General features: G+C 29.5%; 15 protein-coding genes. 13 read left to right on the forward strand and 2 right to left on the reverse strand.

Annotated elements, in window-relative coordinates; translation table 11 throughout:
• Positions 1 to 99: 99 nt before the first annotated feature.
• Together B2S02_RS13810 and B2S02_RS13815 are read left to right on the forward strand one after the other, a co-directional pair.
• A complete protein-coding gene (locus B2S02_RS13810; protein WP_346879181.1) occupies positions 100 to 1,329 on the forward strand; it encodes a nucleotidyltransferase family protein in 1,230 nt (409 codons plus the stop codon).
• 91 nt (positions 1,330 to 1,420) lie between these two features.
• On the forward strand, positions 1,421 to 3,808 hold the full coding sequence (locus tag B2S02_RS13815) for a right-handed parallel beta-helix repeat-containing protein (RefSeq protein WP_346920895.1): 2,388 nt from the start codon (positions 1,421 to 1,423) through the stop codon (positions 3,806 to 3,808).
• Between the two features lie 51 nt (positions 3,809 to 3,859).
• Here the strand turns inward: B2S02_RS13815 and B2S02_RS13820 are convergent, their stop codons facing one another.
• On the reverse strand, positions 3,860 to 4,111 hold the full coding sequence (locus tag B2S02_RS13820) for a hypothetical protein (protein WP_346846601.1): 252 nt from the start codon (positions 4,109 to 4,111) through the stop codon (positions 3,860 to 3,862).
• Between the two features lie 311 nt (positions 4,112 to 4,422).
• Here B2S02_RS13820 and B2S02_RS13825 point away from each other — a divergent pair, with 311 nt between their 5' ends.
• The 4 genes from B2S02_RS13825 to B2S02_RS13840 all read left to right on the forward strand — a co-directional run bounded on the left by B2S02_RS13825 (position 4,423) and on the right by B2S02_RS13840 (position 6,576).
• Positions 4,423 to 4,653 (forward strand): hypothetical protein, encoded by a 231-nt coding sequence (locus tag B2S02_RS13825; protein ID WP_346879179.1) that lies wholly within the window; start codon positions 4,423 to 4,425, stop codon positions 4,651 to 4,653.
• A gap of 101 nt (positions 4,654 to 4,754) precedes the next feature.
• Complete coding sequence (locus B2S02_RS13830) at positions 4,755 to 5,696, forward strand: hypothetical protein (RefSeq protein ID WP_346920896.1); 942 nt, start codon at positions 4,755 to 4,757, stop codon at positions 5,694 to 5,696.
• A gap of 105 nt (positions 5,697 to 5,801) precedes the next feature.
• Positions 5,802 to 6,128: a lasso peptide biosynthesis PqqD family chaperone gene (locus tag B2S02_RS13835; RefSeq protein ID WP_346846604.1), complete on the forward strand. Its 327-nt coding sequence runs from the start codon at positions 5,802 to 5,804 to the stop codon at positions 6,126 to 6,128.
• Positions 6,103 to 6,576 carry a lasso peptide biosynthesis B2 protein gene (locus B2S02_RS13840; protein ID WP_346846605.1) on the forward strand — a complete coding sequence of 158 codons (474 nt, stop codon included), beginning with the start codon at positions 6,103 to 6,105 and terminating at the stop codon, positions 6,574 to 6,576. Before B2S02_RS13835 ends, B2S02_RS13840 begins: the two co-directional genes overlap by 26 nt.
• A 61-nt stretch (positions 6,577 to 6,637) precedes the next feature.
• Here the strand turns inward: B2S02_RS13840 and B2S02_RS13845 are convergent, their stop codons facing one another.
• Entirely contained in the window at positions 6,638 to 8,431 is a 1,794-nt protein-coding gene (locus B2S02_RS13845; protein ID WP_346846606.1) for an ABC transporter ATP-binding protein, read from the reverse strand.
• A gap of 236 nt (positions 8,432 to 8,667) precedes the next feature.
• Here B2S02_RS13845 and B2S02_RS13850 point away from each other — a divergent pair, with 236 nt between their 5' ends.
• From B2S02_RS13850 to B2S02_RS13880, 7 genes are all read left to right on the forward strand, one after another.
• Positions 8,668 to 9,342: a hypothetical protein gene (locus B2S02_RS13850; protein WP_346876926.1), complete on the forward strand. Its 675-nt coding sequence runs from the start codon at positions 8,668 to 8,670 to the stop codon at positions 9,340 to 9,342.
• A gap of 19 nt (positions 9,343 to 9,361) precedes the next feature.
• A complete protein-coding gene (locus tag B2S02_RS13855; RefSeq protein ID WP_346879177.1) occupies positions 9,362 to 10,012 on the forward strand; it encodes a zinc dependent phospholipase C family protein in 651 nt (216 codons plus the stop codon).
• A gap of 241 nt (positions 10,013 to 10,253) precedes the next feature.
• Positions 10,254 to 11,321, forward strand: a complete 1,068-nt coding sequence (locus B2S02_RS13860) for a nitronate monooxygenase (RefSeq protein ID WP_346846609.1) — start codon at positions 10,254 to 10,256, stop codon at positions 11,319 to 11,321.
• Positions 11,322 to 11,453: 132 nt separating this feature from the next.
• Complete coding sequence (locus B2S02_RS13865) at positions 11,454 to 12,962, forward strand: DUF1846 domain-containing protein (RefSeq protein ID WP_346846610.1); 1,509 nt, start codon at positions 11,454 to 11,456, stop codon at positions 12,960 to 12,962.
• A gap of 186 nt (positions 12,963 to 13,148) precedes the next feature.
• Positions 13,149 to 14,537, forward strand: a complete 1,389-nt coding sequence (locus tag B2S02_RS13870; RefSeq protein ID WP_346920897.1) for an MATE family efflux transporter — start codon at positions 13,149 to 13,151, stop codon at positions 14,535 to 14,537.
• 153 nt (positions 14,538 to 14,690) lie between these two features.
• Positions 14,691 to 15,716 (forward strand): asparaginase, encoded by a 1,026-nt coding sequence (locus tag B2S02_RS13875; RefSeq protein WP_346846612.1) that lies wholly within the window; start codon positions 14,691 to 14,693, stop codon positions 15,714 to 15,716.
• Between the two features lie 111 nt (positions 15,717 to 15,827).
• Entirely contained in the window at positions 15,828 to 16,598 is a 771-nt protein-coding gene (locus B2S02_RS13880) for a copper homeostasis protein CutC (RefSeq protein WP_346876921.1), read from the forward strand.
• Positions 16,599 to 16,698: the final 100 nt, after the last annotated feature.

A 16,698-nucleotide genomic window follows, 5' to 3' on the forward strand; every position in this document is an offset into this window, starting at 1 on the left:
AAATATGTTACAATTGTTGTGTAATACATATATTAACATAAATTCAAAGTAAAGGTGAATTATAAAGAACGTAAATTTAATATAGTTAGGAGTGTAATTATGGACAATACACAGAGTGAATTCATAGAATTATTGTCTCATTCAATCAGGGGGAAAATAACATATAGATTATATAATAACGTTAATTGGGATAAAATATTAACTATAGCCCAATTACATAAAGTGGAGGGAATAATTTATTCATCTTTAAGTGAAAAAGATATGATATCACAGCTAGATTGTGAATTGCTAAAAAAGCTTCAGATATCAGTATTTCATACTGGAACAAAACAACTGAGAAATATATATAATTTAGCTAAAATATTTAGTAGGTTTAATGACGAAGAAATTCCTGTAATTGTATTAAAGGGACTAGTGGTAAGGAATTTTTATCCTCACCCAGAACAAAGGGATATGAATGATGCAGATATATTAGTTCATAAAGAAGATTTGAAAAAAGTTAAATGTATTTTATTAGACTTGGGTTATAGCCAATTAGAGGATCATGCTTCATCTCATCATATAGTATTTTATCATTATACTTTTCCTATTATAGAAGTACACTGGCATATTGTTAAGAGAGATGGATTTAGTATTGATCTTGATAAATTTGAAGAAGATGTATGGAATAATTCTATAAAAATTAATGTAGGTAACTCAGAAGTAAAATCTCTTTGCTATGAAGATTTAGCTTTACACCTATGTATGCATATGGCATCTCATTTAGCTGCCAATGGATTTGGGTTAAGACAGCTTTGTGACTTAGTATTATTAGTAGAAAATAAGGGAAATGAAATTTCATGGATAAGTTTCTTAGACAAATCCAAGAAATATGGTTTTGAAAAGTTTAACGTTATAATTTTTTTATTATGTAATAGATTATTTCACATGAAAGTTCCTAATGAATTAATAAATATTAAATTGGATCAAGTAAAATATATTAATTTGCTCATAGATGAAATTTTAAAGGGTGGAGTTTATGGAAAAAAGGACGTGGTAAATGCCTTCGGTAATCAAATTGCTTTTAACTATGAATGTAAAGATAATAATGCCACTTTAGGAGCCATAAAGAGATACATACGTTTTATGTTTCCTAGGGTAGAATATATGTCATATAAATATAATTACGCAAAGATATGTAAAATATTAATCCCTATAGCATGGTTTCACCACTTAATAGCAGGTTTGTTTAGAAAAGAATATTCCTTTATTGAAAAGAGTAAGTTTATAATAAGGGGAGCTTCTATTTCTGTAAAGAAAAATAAATTACTGAAATGGATGGAATTATAGGGTATAGAATTATATCACTAATCCCAATAATTGAATATTATATTATAGGACAAGTCTATAGTATAAATTAAAGTCCAAAGGGAGAAAAGATATGAGTAGTACAGTTACTATAGAATATAGAGATAATGAGACTAAGGCATTAATATACTCCAAAGATATTTATGAAAATGTAAAGACGGGATTATATATATACAAAGCTAAAGATATTAATGGATATACTCCAATAAAAGGCACTATCTTTTTATTTGTGATTTTCTTCATAAAAAATTATACTATAACATTTTATTATAATAAGAAGGATATACCAGAGCCTATTTATGGATGTATAGAAATTAACTATATAAATATTGATACAAATGAAAAATTAATACCTTCTATTAATATAGAGAATATTGATATGGGAGAATATAATTATGAAGCAAAGTCAATAGAAGGTTATGATCTAATTACCGAGAGTAAAGTAAAAGTAATATTAACTATAGAAAATCCCAATGTAGTTATAGATTTCAAGTATAGAAAGAAGGAAAGTACTGAGTATATTATTGATTTGAAATATTTTAATATTAAAAACGATGGAACTTCACCTATAGAAACATCTAAAGGTATTAATAAAGCCTTAGAATTCATGTCATCATCACTAAAGTATAAAAAGATAATCTTTCCAAAGGGTATTTATTTAATAGATGAAAATAATCCAATAGTAATTAAATTAAAAGATATAACTATAGATTTAAATGGTTCTACTCTAAAAATTAACAGTAATGCACTAGAAAGATATTCTATTGTTAGCTTTGAAGATGGAGCAGAAAACCTTATATTTACCAATGGAATTTTAGAAGGAGATAAAGAAACCCATGATTATATTACAGTACCAGGAACTCATGAGTGGGGATGTGGATTAGTAGTAAATGGTGGTTTAGATTGTATTATAGATAATATTTCAGTGATCAATGTACCAGGTTATGGCGTTGCTACTAATAGCGGTAACAATAAAAATAGGTATAATACTGTTTATGTAAAAGATTTTCAGATTGGAGATATAAATCTAAAAGGAGAAATTATTGAAAGTAACATTGTTTCTAGGACTAAAGCTTATAACATTTCAGCTTGTAACGGGAAATTTGAGTTTGGATATACTTTAGGATATCAAGGGTATCCTTATATAAAGCAACCCCAATATATATCTTATTTCTATGATAAAAATAATCAGTTTATTTCTTCAGAGAAGTGCCTTCAGTTTAGAAAGGTTATTATACCAGAAGGAGCAGTCTATGTGAGATTTGTATTTCCACAGATAGATATAGCTAGTAATTTAGGCTATGTAGGTTGGATTAGTAATTTTGAGCCGCCTACTAATATGATTTTAAGGAATTGCAACATTTCAAATAATAGAAGTTTAGGAATTGCATTTTGTGGAGGTCAGCAATGGACTATAGAAAATAATATTTTTGAAAATAATGGAGGTCAAGCACCTGGTTATGCTATTGACTTTGAAGATGGATGGGATCTAATGCAGGATATTAAAGTTGAAAATAATAAATTTATGGGGAATAAATCAGGAGATATAGTTACTTGCGCAGGAGATAATATTATATTTGAAGGAAATGAATTTACAGGAATGGTATATATGTGGGGAAGAACAACTAATTATAAATTTATTAAAAATATATTTAAATCTAATTCTGTAATCTATGAATATTCATCTAAAATTGAAAGTAAAGAAAATCAGTTTATAAATAGTAATTTAAGATTGCAACCAAGAAATACTATAGTGACTGAAAGACCTTATGTTTATGGAGAAACTTTTATAAATAGCAGTATTGATAGAATGACTGAGGAAGATATAATTTTTAATTCAATAGTTACTAGTGATGGAACTATAAATGTGAGAATTGTTGGAAATTTAAAAGATTGCAGTTTGAAAATGAAACAATGCTATTTAAGTGCTGAACTTAATAGTTGTATTATTGAAGATAGCGTTTTAACAGTACTATTAAATGCTTCAATGAATGGATGTATCATTTCCAAATCTATAGTAAGAACCCATGGAAATACAGGAACTATTATTTTGAATAAATGCAAGATAATAGATTGTAACCTTCTTACCCAAACATGGGGAAGTTCAACAGTATTAGAGATTGAGAATAATATTATAGAAATGAGTTCTTCATCTGATGATTTCATAAAGCTGTCAGCAGGAAAAATGAAAAACCTTATATTTAATAATAATGAAGTTAATAATAGCAGTAGTAATTCTGTTTTAAATATGTTTGATACTACCTATAGTAATCCCAACGGAAAAGTTACCTTAAGAGAAAACGTATTTAACCAAAACTCATCTCCGTATATTTTTAGCGGAACTACCATAAAGAAAGGATTATTTGAATTTAATGATATTCGAAATACTATAAATGGAAACGCAAAAATTCTAAATCCAATATATTTTAATAATGAATATTTTGTAATTTATACCGAATAAATAAATATAGATAAGAAGGCATAGGCTTTCTTATCTATATTTATGTTTAACTTATGATGTTGGAATTTGAGGATCTGGAGGAGTTGGTTGAATTTTTTTTGTACATTTTCCATATCCAGTACAAAGATCTAAGCTAAGTAGTTCATAATATTTACAATCTCTTTCCCAAGTTAATGGACAATTATTGCCTGCACCAGCAGGATTTTTACATGCACCTATAAGTGGGTTCCAAAATGTGGGGTTTGTATCTTTAGTCTCAGTAACACTTAAATTTGTTAATTCTGGTTTGTTCCAAGTTTTCATCTTTTCACCTCCCTACTATAATATGTTACTATAAGAGTAAATAAATGTAAATTAATTATATAAATAATTATGATGGATATTAAAGAATAATGCTAGTTTTGTTAATTTAAAAGTAATAGTTTATTAAATACATTATATAAAGTAATTAGAAAAAAGCATGTAATGAATAACAGATTTCATGCAAAGATTTTTATCAAATATAGGTTTAAATAATAAACTCATCTATTGAATCTTAAACAATAAGATGGTAAAATTATACACATAAAACAATATGTGTATATAGATGATATTTAAATAGAAGGAGGAAAAAAATGAAAAGAGAGTGGAAGAAACCAATATTATTACAATTAGCTGCTAGTGATACAAATGAAACTGAATATATTGATTTTTGTAATTGGCAAGAACCAATGAGTATTAAATTTAATAATGAAGATTACACTAATCCTAATATTCAACCTGCTGATCATCCAGATTGGGTGTGGTGTTACAAGCACAATAGATGGCATCCTAAAAATCATGGAAGTGCACCAAAACAATCATAATTTTTGTCCAAGATACCTATATCAAAATAAAGCTTGATATAGGTGTCTTGATTTAAGGAAATATTAGAAACATAGAATGCCAGAAAGGATTTAATGAAAGTATGTATATAGATAAAAAGTATTTCTATAGAGTATATGGACTTAATATAGATTCCAATATAGAAATTCTAGAATTCCCTAAAAGAAATGAAGATTTTATAGATAAAGACATTGTAACTATATTATATGGACAAACTCCCAATAACATTTTAGAAGAAATTAAAGAGGGAAAAAGTATTCACGTAACAAAGGATCATGTTTGGTTTCATATAGACCATGTGGCTACTTATTGTATTGAAAATGGAAATACTGTGATAGTAGATCCCTGTGAGAATTGTGATAAAAGTCTTATGAAAGTTTATATAATGGGAAGTGTCTTAGGGTTTCTCCTACTTCAAAGGGAGTCAACAGCTATTCATGGAGGCACCGTTGTCATAAATGGAAAGGCTATTATATTTACAGGAGAAAGGGGGGCTGGAAAGTCGACATTGACTACAGCACTTGTAAAAAAAGGCTATGATTTTGTAGCAGATGATGTAGCTGCATTAAGTTTTGATAATAAAATAGTCATTGAACCAGGCTTTCCTTACCATAAACTATGCTTTGATGCTTTAGAGAATATGTGTTATGTTAAAGAATCTTATCCTTGCTTTCATGTTGATGGAAAGATAAAGTATATAGTTCCAGATTTTCATGGGTTTTCTAAAGAAAAGTTTCCACTAACAGCAATTTGTGAGCTTGATATGGGTGGGGTTGATAATGTAAGAGTGGAAGAGATAAGGGGAGTAGAAAAGCTTAATAAGATTATTAAAAATATATATAGAAATGAATATATAGGATCTATGGAAGGTATGACTCCTAAGTATTTCAAAAACTGTATAGAGATCGCTCAAAAAGCTAAGTTTTATAGAATTACAAGGCCTAGGGATAAGTACACGGTGGATGATCAAATAGAAATTATTGAGGAGATATTTAAAGAGAAAAAAGGGTTTAGGGATATGTAAATTTTTAAGTTAATTCATATTAATAATTGGAGTTATAGTTACATTTATAAATAGCATAATATTATATGGGTTAAATTTATAATTATATTTGAGAGGATGAGAGAGATGGAGATTAAAGAACTTAAAGTTAAATCTGCTGAAATTAATGAAAACATGGAGATGACACTAAATTCTAAGATTACAAGAAACTCTGATATTGATGCTACAGATTTAGATGGTGAAGTGGTTATGATGAATTTAGAAAAAGGTCAATATTTTATGATGAACCAGGTTGGAAGTAGAATATGGGAGATTATTAAAGAGCCTTCTACTGTTAATAATATTATTAATACATTGCTTGGAGAGTTTCAGGTTGAAAAGAGTCAGTGTAAAGAAAATGTAGTAGAATTTTTAGGAAAACTTAAAAATGCAGAGCTTATCAGTATTAACTAGAAAGATTAGAACCTTTGCTATTTTAGATTGGAGTATTAAGTTGAAATTTCTAGAAGCTTATATATATACAGGAATATATAGGACTTTAATAATCTTTGTACCTTTTAATAAACTTAGGAAGAGATTGGGTAATGTAAAAGAAGAGTCGCCTGATGAGGTAGATATAAATTCATATAGAATAGCGCGAGACATAAAGTGGGCAGTTATTAGTGCTTCACGATATACGCCATGGGAAAGTAAGTGCCTTATTAAAGCTCTTACTGCACAAAGAATGATGAGAGGAAAGGGAATACCAACTACAATTTATCTAGGGGTTAAAAAGAATGAAAAAAATGAGATGGTAGCACATGCATGGACACGGTGTGGGTCTTACTTTATTACAGGTGGAGAGAATAGAAGTGGATATGCAGTGGTAGCTAAATTTTCAACTTTGGGATGGAAAAGATGAATTAGTGTAACATATGAGTAAAGCCACCAATGAAATCCTAAAAATTTCATTGGTGGCTTATTTATTGATTTACTGCAGTTTCTAGTATAACTTTATTCTCAATCTCTTTCAGCGTTCCTTTTTCAAGTTTTAAAATTCTATCACAGATAGGTAATGCAGAAGGTCTATGGGTTATTATAATACAGGTTGGTTTATGTTCTAGTTCTTTTACTGATTTAAGGACATTGAGTTCTGTATCAACATCTAAAGATGAAGTTACCTCATCTAGGATTAAAATTGGTCTTTTTCTTAGTAGAGCTCTTGCTATAGCTAGCCTTTGAGCTTGACCTTCTGAAACTCCACTACCTTTTTCACCTATTAAGGTATGAAAGTTATCTTCTAATTTGTTTATAAACTTCAATGCATAGGCTGCTTTTGCGGCTTCTTCAATGTCATCTGAATTAGCATCATCTTTACCGTAGCGAAGATTATCCTCTATGGTTCCAGAAAAGAGAGTGTTTCCTTGAGGCACATAAGAAATAAGTTCCCTATGATTTCTATTTAAAACTATTTCATCACTGTTTCTTATGTTATAGCTTCCTAGGGTAATTTCTCCTTCATCACAGTGAATAAGCGATAGTAAAAGTCTTATTAAGGTTGTTTTACCTTCTCCAGAGGGACCAATTAAGGCTACAATTTCTCCAGGAGCTATGTTAAAGGTTACATTATTTATTACAGGGTTTCCTTCCCTATAACTAAAGGATACATTTTTAAACTTAATATAGGGAGACTTAAATGACTCGGGAATACTTGGAACATTGACATCTTCAAGAGAGATTTCTTCAATCTCCATAAGTCTTTCAGTAGCTGAGATACACCCTATAAGGGCTGGAAAAGTGTTAGCAAGTCCAGAAATAGGACCTTGAATATTGCTGTAGAGTTGTATCATAGCGGTAAAAGTACCATATGTTCCCAATCCCTTTGAAATGTTTAAAGCCCCCCAACAAAATATAGAGAAATAAGCAATGGTAGAACAAAATCCCATGGACATCCCTGAAAGAACACTAAGTTTAGTATTTCTCATAGCTAACTCATATTTTTTTTTTTGTATTAGATGGAGTTTATCTACATTAAATTTTTCCATACAAAAGGTTTTAACTATCATTAAGTTTTGAATAGATTCTTGAATGAAAGAGCGATATTTTATATCCTCTTCTTGTATTTCTTTATATAGTTTTTTTAGTTTTCTACCAAAGGAACGACTAATTAAAAGCAATATAGGACCTACTATCACTGCTACAATTGCTACGGATGGAGCAAAATAAATAAGAGTAGAAAAGGAAGCTATAAAAGTTACTAGCAGAGATATAATGCTAGGAATAGTACCTAATATTGTTGAAGATATTGTCCCTACATCCGATGTGATTCTAGTAAGCAAGCTAACACTGTGAAATTTTGATTGTTCAATCCATTCACTATAGGTAAGATGTTTATAAAGCTTACTTTGCATACCTTGATTGAGTCTAGTAGATGCCCTAGTACTCATAAATGAGGTAATAGGAGATATGAGCATTCTTCCAAACATTATAGTGGCCATTACAATGAGCCATTGAATAACCGTTGAAGTTTTACCACTAATAGCAGCATCTATAAGAGATTTTGATATTATAGCATTATAAACTCCAATTAAAGATAATGCAGAATTGATTATTATTGTAGAAATAAAAAAAGGAACAATAGGTTTACATTGAGAACTAACCCATTTCATTTTTGCAAAGAGATTTCTAAAATCTTCTTTTGACTCCAATTTTATATATTTATTTAATTTACTTATTCTAATGTATTTAAGATATATGTCCTTTATTGAATTGTTCATATAGTCCTCCTATAGACTTTATTTAATATTAAAGAATTAAATATACTTCAATGAAATAACATGTAAAATATGAATATAAATGTAATAATATGGTAACATAACTAAGCTAGATTTTCAACTTATAAAAAGTTTCTGAAAAATGAAAATTTATTGTAGATAAATGGAATTGAAAACGTTATAATATTTATTAAATAACAAATTTTAAAAGATACAGTAGAAAAGGGGAGAATAATCAAATGAAATTAGGGGATTACTTATGGGGAGGTTTATTACTTTTATGGGCTGCAGTTTTAGTAGTTCCAACAACTAGAGAAGTATTTATGGCTATGACACAAGCATATCCATATATAAGTGGCTTTTTTAAATTCTTTGTTTTAGCTACCATGGGAGACATGTTGGGAGCTAGAATTTTACATGGACAGTGGCAAAAGACTAAAGGATTAATTTTTAAAGCAATTATATGGGGAATAATTGGAATGATGATAACTTTAGCCTTTACACTATATTCAGAAGGAGTGTTAGCTGCACAAGATATAGGCAGATTACCTTTCCATGGCTCAAAGTTTGGACATGCATTTTTAACAAGTGCTATGATGAATATTACTTTTGCACCTTTTATGTTTTTATTTCATAAGTTTTGTGATTTATATATTGATGTTAAATATAGAGGGATGAAAAAGGTAACTATAAATGATTTGGTTAAAGAAATTGATTTTAATATGCTCATAGGGTTTAGTATGTTAAAAACAATTCCATTTTTCTGGATTCCATGTCATACCCTTGTATTTTTAATGCCACCACAGTATAGAGTAGTTGCTTCGGCTTTCTTATCAATAGCTTTAGGTCTTATGATGGCTATAGCCAAAAAGTCTAAAAAAACTATAGTTAATGAACAAGAAGTCGTAGGATAGTACAAGAAGGAGGGGTTTAATGGCAACTTGGATAGCTCATCTTAGAATTGCAGAAAACATATTGAAGAATATGGATGATTTAGATTCTATAGCATTTATACTTGGAAATGTTGGTCCAGATTCTGGAGTTCCGAATGAAGATTGGAGTAGCTTCAATCCACCAAAAAAAATTACTCATTGGATTAATGAAGAAAATAATATAGATGCAGAGAGGTTTTTTGATAGGTATCTAAAAAATAATTTGATGGAATACTCAAAATATTCTTATGTCCTTGGATATTATATACACTTGCTTACAGATATTGAATGGTCTAAGTTTTTCAATGAAAAAAAGAAAAATGCTTTATATAATAAAAAATTAAAAGAGGATGCAAGTTTTATTTGGACCATAAAAAAGGATTGGTATGGATTAGATTTTTTATATTTAGAAAAAAATCCTAATTTTATTTTTCATACTATATTCAAAAATATAGACGAGGTACCGGATTATATAGATTATTTTCCTAAAGGGGCTTTAATGAAGCAAGTTAAGTATATAACAGAATATTATTTAGGAGATAATGAAGAAACTAAGGAGAATTTTATATATCTTAATGAAGAGGAAATGGATAAGTTTATAGATGATACTTCTAAAAAGATAAATGGTATTTTAAAAGGTAAAATTCAATAAATAAAGAAAAATATTAAGAATAAGAGCTATACATATGATTTTATGTTATAGTTCTTTTATTTTTGTATTCCTTTATAAATATAATAGTAGATTTTTTATGAAGAATGAGTTAATTATATATATATTCCACTAGGATACTTATTGCATCAATTATTAAAATGGCTTATAATAAAATAAACTTTGATTATCAAAGTATTTGAAATTCAAAGTAAAATATCTTAATTTGAAAGGTAGTGTTTTTATGAATATAAAAGGTCTTAAGATAGGAAATATATTTGTACCTATGCCTATAATTCAAGGTGGAATGGGGATAGGAGTTTCTAGATCAAAACTAGCATCAGCAGTGACTAATGAAGGAGGAATCGGAGTTATATCTGCAGCACAAGTAGGATATGATGAAGAGGACTTTGAAAGTAATAATTTAGCTGCAAACATTAGAGCTTTAAAAAAACAAATTTTATTAGCAAAAAAAGCTACTGATGGAGGAGTTATTGGAGTTAATATAATGGTCGCTATGAATAATTATAAAGAGCATGTTAAGGCAGCCATAGAAGGGGGTGCGGATATTATAATCTCAGGAGCTGGAATACCAATGGAATTACCAAAGTTAATCAAAGGTTTTTCAGTAAAAATTGCACCAATAGTATCTTCTTTAAAGTCAGCCAAAGTTATTTTGAAGCTTTGGGATAGACATGATAAAGTAGCCCCTGACATGGTTATAGTTGAAGGACCAAGAGCAGGAGGACATTTAGGATTTAAAAAAGAAAATATAAATATGACTGAAGAAGCCTTTGATAAAGAAGTAGTAGATATAATTAATGAAACTAAAATTTATGGAGAAAAGTATAATAAGGAAATTCCAGTAGTAGTGGCTGGAGGTATATACGATGGAAAAGATATAGCTAAATACCTAAAACTAGGTGCAGATGGAGTTCAAATGGCAACTAGATTTGTAGCAACAGTAGAATGTGATGCATCAGAAAATTTTAAGAAGGCTTATGTTGATTCAAAAGAAGATGATATAGTTATAGTAGATAGTCCTGTAGGGTTACCAGGAAGAGCTATATGTAATCCATTTGTAGAGAATACTTTTAAAGGGAAATTGAAAGTGGAAAAATGCTATAGATGTATATCTCACTGTAATCCAAAAGAAACTCCTTATTGCATTAGTGAAGCACTAATAAATGGTGTTAAGGGAAATATGGATGAAGCTTTAGTATTTTGTGGAGACAATGCCCATAGGATAAAAAGTATAGTTACAGTAAAGGAATTAATGGAGGAGTTAAAAGCAGAAATTTTAAATGCATAAAATCCAGAAATAAATCATAAACATCAAATTTAGAATTAACAAAAAAATTAAAAATTTTTAATTTAGGTTTTACTAATGATGAAAATATGTAATAATAATATGTATGTTTTATTATTAGGATGAGGTGTAAAGATGAAAATTGGATTTGATCATGAAAAATATCTGGAAGAACAATCAAAATATATTTTAGAGAGAGTAAATAATTATGATAAGCTTTATCTAGAATTTGGAGGAAAACTATTATTTGATATGCATGCTAAAAGAGTTTTGCCAGGCTTTGATGAAAATGCAAAAATAAAGTTACTTCATAAGCTTAGAGAAAAGGCAGAAATAATTATCTGTGTATATGCTGGTGATATTGAAAGAAATAAGATAAGAGGCGATTTTGGAATTACATACGACATGGATGTACTAAGATTAATTGATGATCTTAGAGGATATGATTTACAGGTAAATAGTGTGGTTATAACTCGTTATAGTGGTCAACCAGCTACTAATATCTTTATAAATAAATTGGAACGTAGAGGTATTAAAGTTTATAAGCATGAAGCTATTAAAGGTTATCCTACAGAGGTTGAAACTATCGTAAGCGACGAGGGCTATGGAAGGAATCCATATATAGAAACTACTAAGCCAATAGTAGTAGTAACAGCACCAGGACCAGGAAGCGGGAAATTGGCTACTTGTTTAAATCAATTATACCATGAGAATAAAAGAGGAAATGCTGTTGGATATTCTAAATTCGAAACTTTCCCTGTATGGAATGTGCCTTTGAAACATTCTTTAAATATTGCCTATGAAGCAGCTACTGTTGATCTTAAAGATGTAAATATGATAGACTCTTTTCACTTTGATGCATACAATGAGGTTGCAGTAAACTATAATAGAGACATTGAGATGTTCCCAGTTATAAAGAGGATTATTGAGAAGATAACTGGAAAAGAATCTATATATAAATCACCAACAGATATGGGAGTTAATAGAGTAGGATTTGGAATTACTGATGATGAAGTTGTTAAGGAAGCTTCTATACAGGAGATAATTAGAAGATACTTTAAAACTAGTGTTGAATATAAAAAAGGATATGTAGATGCAGAGGTTTTTCAAAGAATTAAAATAATTATGGAAAGTTTAAATCTTAAACCAGAGGATAGAAAAGTAGTCATTCCTGCTAGAGAATATTCTAGTAAGCTTAAATTAGAAGCAAACAAAAATGATGCCTGCCCTGTAGTAGCTCTAGAACTTGAAGATGGTACTGTTTTAACAGGTAGAAGTTCAGAGCTAATGGATGCATCTTCAGCAGCTATTTTAAATGCAGTAAAGTACCTAGCTAACATATCTGATGAGATTCATTTAATTTCACCAGTGGTATTAGAACCTATAAAAAGTTTGAAAACCAATGCTTTAGGAAGTAATAATACATCTTTAAATTCAGAAGAAATACTGATTGCCCTTAGCATTTGTGCTGCTACTAATCCTATGGCTCAAGTTGCTTTAGAAAAACTTATAAAGCTTAAAGGGTGTCAAGCTCACTCTACTACTATTCTAAGTACTGGTGACGAGCAAATATTTAGAAAACTGGGAATAGATGTTACTTGTGATGCTGAGTATCCTTCACAAAATTTATTTTATAATATGTAAAATAGTATAAATAAAAATAAATGAACAGTGTATATGATGATGAATTTAAAATCATGAAATATACACTGTTTTATTTAGAAAAAAATATATTTCGACATCCTAAGCTTTTTATAGAAATTTATAGTATCTATGGTATATAATATATATAGTAGTAATAACAAATTTAAATGTGATTTAGGAGGGAACATGGTTAAGAATAAAAGAAATTTTATTTTAAATGATAACTTATACAAAGTAATAGTTGTCTTAGCAATTCCTATTATGATAAATAATTTAATACAAACACTATATAATTTAGTTGATGGATTATGGGTAAGTAAAATTGGATCAGTAGAATTTGCAGCTACAGGGTTTGTTTGGCCAGTTAATTTTTTATTTATATCTATCGGAATGGGCTTATCTATAGCAGGTACATCTATCATTTCTCAGTTTATAGGAGCTGATAAATATGAAGAGGCTAATAAGTATGCAAGTCAGCTTTTGGTAGTATCTTTTTTATCTTCAATACTATTTGCTATAGTAGGATATATAATATCTCCCTTTGTTGTAAGAGTAATGGGGGGTACAGGGGAACTCGCAAGAAATAGTATAATATATCTAAGAATTACCTTCTTAGATATGCCTTTTATGTTTTTATTTTTTAACTTTAACTCCATAATGAATGCAGAGGGAAATACAGTATTTCCAACTGTCCTTAGTGCAATTAGTGCGGTTCTTAATATGATTTTAGACCCAATATTTATATTTACATTTAATATGGGAATCGCAGGAGCAGCTATAGCAACTCTATTGTCAAAGGCTGTTTTAGCAATAGCTGGAATTTATGTATTGATGAGAAGATCATCTAAGGTAAAACCTTCTTTTAAGAACTTTAGATTTGATAGAGAAATAATTAAGAAAATCATATCAGTTGCCCTTCCATCATCTATTGGACAATCTGGTTCAGCCTTAGGATTTATGGCTTTAAATGGTTTTATAGTATCCTATGGCACAGCTACACTAGCAGCTTTTGCTATGGTAAATAGAATTACATCTCTTGTAATTCAACCAGCCATGGGAATAGGAGCAGCCCTTACGTCTATTATAGGTCAAAATCTAGGGTGTAACCAACTTAAAAGAGCGAAGGAAGCCTTTGTAAAAGCCATAAAGCTTACCATCGGTTTTTCTGTTTTAGGGTTAATTGTATTATTAGCTTTTGATAAACAAATCATAGGTTTCTTTATGCAGTCTAAGGATGACATGATGGTAATTTTAGAGGGGATAACATATTTGCAATATATAGCATGGTCTATGCCACTTATGGGTATATTCAGTGTATTGCAAGGGGTATTTCAGGGATCGGGTCATACTAAATATTCTATGGAGATGGAAGTGGGAAGACTTTGGTTTGTGAGACTTCCTATGATATTACTATTCAAGAATTTTACAAATATAGGTTCTGTAGGCATATGGTTTTCTATGAGTTTTAGCAATCTTATAATATGTATTTTTGGATATATAATGTATCGCAAAGGAGCCTGGGAGAAAAATATAATTCATCATAAGGATTGTATAGAATTGAAAGAGGCAAAATAAAGGAATCTATGGGATGAAATCAGAATTAATGTTAAAATATACACATGGGATAAATAATTATCCTATGTGTATTTAATATATATTATTGTTTTATACTTGTCTATATTATTGATAGTGTTTTAGAAGTTAATCACTTTCATAAAATTTTGTGCATTGAGCACAGCGAAAGGAATGAATGTTATTATGGATGAGATTTTAATTGAAGAATATAGGGGAGAACTTTTAGAATGTGTACATAGAGGATATATATGTTGTGTAAATGAAGATGGACAGGTTGTTTACTCTATAGGTGATCCTGGATTTGTAACTTTTATGAGATCATCAGCAAAACCAATACAAGCTATTCCATTAATAAAGAGAGGCATTGATACAAAGTATAATCTTAGTAATAAAGAAATTACAGTTATGACAGGCTCTCATAGGGCAGAACCATTTCATGTTACGGCATTAGAATCTATAATGGATAAAGTCAAGATAGATGAAGATGAACTTATATGTTTACCTACATATCCATTATCAATGAATGCTAAAGAAGAAATACTAAGAAATGGTGGAGAAAAGAGACGAATTTATCACAACTGTTCAGGAAAACATATGGGAATTTTAACTTTATGCACTGATATGAACTGTGATAAAAGGGAATATTGGAATATTAATAGCCCAGCACAACAGGAAATTCTTTCCCACATTTCAATGATATCTGGATATCCAAGAGAACAGATAAAAGTTGGTACAGATGGATGTGGAGTTCCTGTATTTGCAATGCCTATGAAAAATTTAGCTATGGCTTATATGAAGATGGCATGTCCTGACACTATTGGGGATGAGTTAACACGAGATGCTGTAATAAAGCTTACTAAACTAATGAATGAAAATTATGAGATGGTTTCCGGTACTGATTTAATATGTTCATTACTTTTAATGGATGATAATATAGTTGCAAAGGGTGGAGCAAAAGGAGTATATTGTTTTGGACTTAGAGATGAAAGACTTGGATTTTCAATTAAGATAATAGACGGATCAGAGGAAGAATGGCCGCTAATTGTAGCGTCTATATTAGAGCAGATTAATTATAAAAATAAAGATACTATAGATAGACTAAAAAGGGTATTTCCAAGGGTTATTGTTAATGATAATAATAAAGAAGTAGGAGAAAGTATTGTAAGATTTAAGCTATAGCAGATCAACCTATTTTTAATATTAAGTTTACTTAGATAGTTATATATTAATATGTAATTATTTGCAGGAAGTATATTACATATTAAAAGGTTGAGATGGAGGTAATTAATAATGAAAGAAAATGTTTTAGTAGAGATATGTTGTGGTTCACTAGAAGATGTTATAATAGCTAAAAAAGCTGGAGCCCATAGGGTAGAGTTAAATTCAAATATGTTTTTGGGGGGAATAACCCCATCAATAGGTACTATTGAAGAAGCTAAGAAATTAGTAGATATTCCTATTATGGTAATGATAAGACCGAGAGGAGCTGGATTTTGTTATTCTGAATATGAAATTAAAACCATGGAACGAGATATGAAAGCAGCAATTAAAGCTGGTGCTGATGGTATAGTATTTGGAGCATTACGGGAAGATGGTACTCTTGATGTAGAATTATGCAAAAGATTTATGGATATTATAGGAGATAGAGAAGCTGTATTCCATCGTGCCTTTGATGTAGTGAAAGATCCCTTTAAAGTATTGGATACTTTAGTTGATTTAGGTGTAAAAAGAATTCTTACTAAGGGACAAAAAAATACAATAGAAGATGGAGCAGAACTTTTAAAAGAGTTGATAAAGTATAGTAAGGGAAAAATTGAAATACTTCCAGGGGGGGTAAGACCTCATAATGTAAAATGGATGATCGAAACTTTGAAGTTTAATCAGCTTCATGTAGCCTCTTTTACTAGAAGAAAAGATCATTCAACCCAATGCAATCCAAAAGTTTACTTTGGAAGTCCTCTAAATCCAAAAGAGATTGACTATGATATAGCTAATTACGAATATTTAAAAGAAATGTGTGAGAATATAAAAACTATTACTAAAGCTAATTGTATAAAATAGATAAAAATTATTTTTAACAAAGGTTGTTTCATGTTAAATTTGAGACAACCTCTTTTTGTTAATTTAACCTTTAAAATAATAGTATATCTTTATAAATAAG

The sequence above is a fragment of the Clostridium sp. UBA7339 genome (assembly GCF_002470865.1).
GTDB lineage: Bacteria > Bacillota > Clostridia > Clostridiales > Clostridiaceae > Clostridium_J > Clostridium_J sulfidigenes.

Coding starts and splice junctions, on each gene's coding strand:
- B2S02_RS13810 (WP_346879181.1), top strand. CDS start 100: ATGGACAATACACAGAGTGAATTCATAGAATTATTGTCTCATTCAATC.
- B2S02_RS13815 (WP_346920895.1), top strand. CDS start 1,421: ATGAGTAGTACAGTTACTATAGAATATAGAGATAATGAGACTAAGGCA.
- B2S02_RS13820 (WP_346846601.1), bottom strand. CDS start 4,111: ATGAAAACTTGGAACAAACCAGAATTAACAAATTTAAGTGTTACTGAG.
- B2S02_RS13825 (WP_346879179.1), top strand. CDS start 4,423: ATGAAAAGAGAGTGGAAGAAACCAATATTATTACAATTAGCTGCTAGT.
- B2S02_RS13830 (WP_346920896.1), top strand. CDS start 4,755: ATGTATATAGATAAAAAGTATTTCTATAGAGTATATGGACTTAATATA.
- B2S02_RS13835 (WP_346846604.1), top strand. CDS start 5,802: ATGGAGATTAAAGAACTTAAAGTTAAATCTGCTGAAATTAATGAAAAC.
- B2S02_RS13840 (WP_346846605.1), top strand. CDS start 6,103: ATGCAGAGCTTATCAGTATTAACTAGAAAGATTAGAACCTTTGCTATT.
- B2S02_RS13845 (WP_346846606.1), bottom strand. CDS start 8,431: ATGAACAATTCAATAAAGGACATATATCTTAAATACATTAGAATAAGT.
- B2S02_RS13850 (WP_346876926.1), top strand. CDS start 8,668: ATGAAATTAGGGGATTACTTATGGGGAGGTTTATTACTTTTATGGGCT.
- B2S02_RS13855 (WP_346879177.1), top strand. CDS start 9,362: ATGGCAACTTGGATAGCTCATCTTAGAATTGCAGAAAACATATTGAAG.
- B2S02_RS13860 (WP_346846609.1), top strand. CDS start 10,254: ATGAATATAAAAGGTCTTAAGATAGGAAATATATTTGTACCTATGCCT.
- B2S02_RS13865 (WP_346846610.1), top strand. CDS start 11,454: ATGAAAATTGGATTTGATCATGAAAAATATCTGGAAGAACAATCAAAA.
- B2S02_RS13870 (WP_346920897.1), top strand. CDS start 13,149: ATGGTTAAGAATAAAAGAAATTTTATTTTAAATGATAACTTATACAAA.
- B2S02_RS13880 (WP_346876921.1), top strand. CDS start 15,828: ATGAAAGAAAATGTTTTAGTAGAGATATGTTGTGGTTCACTAGAAGAT.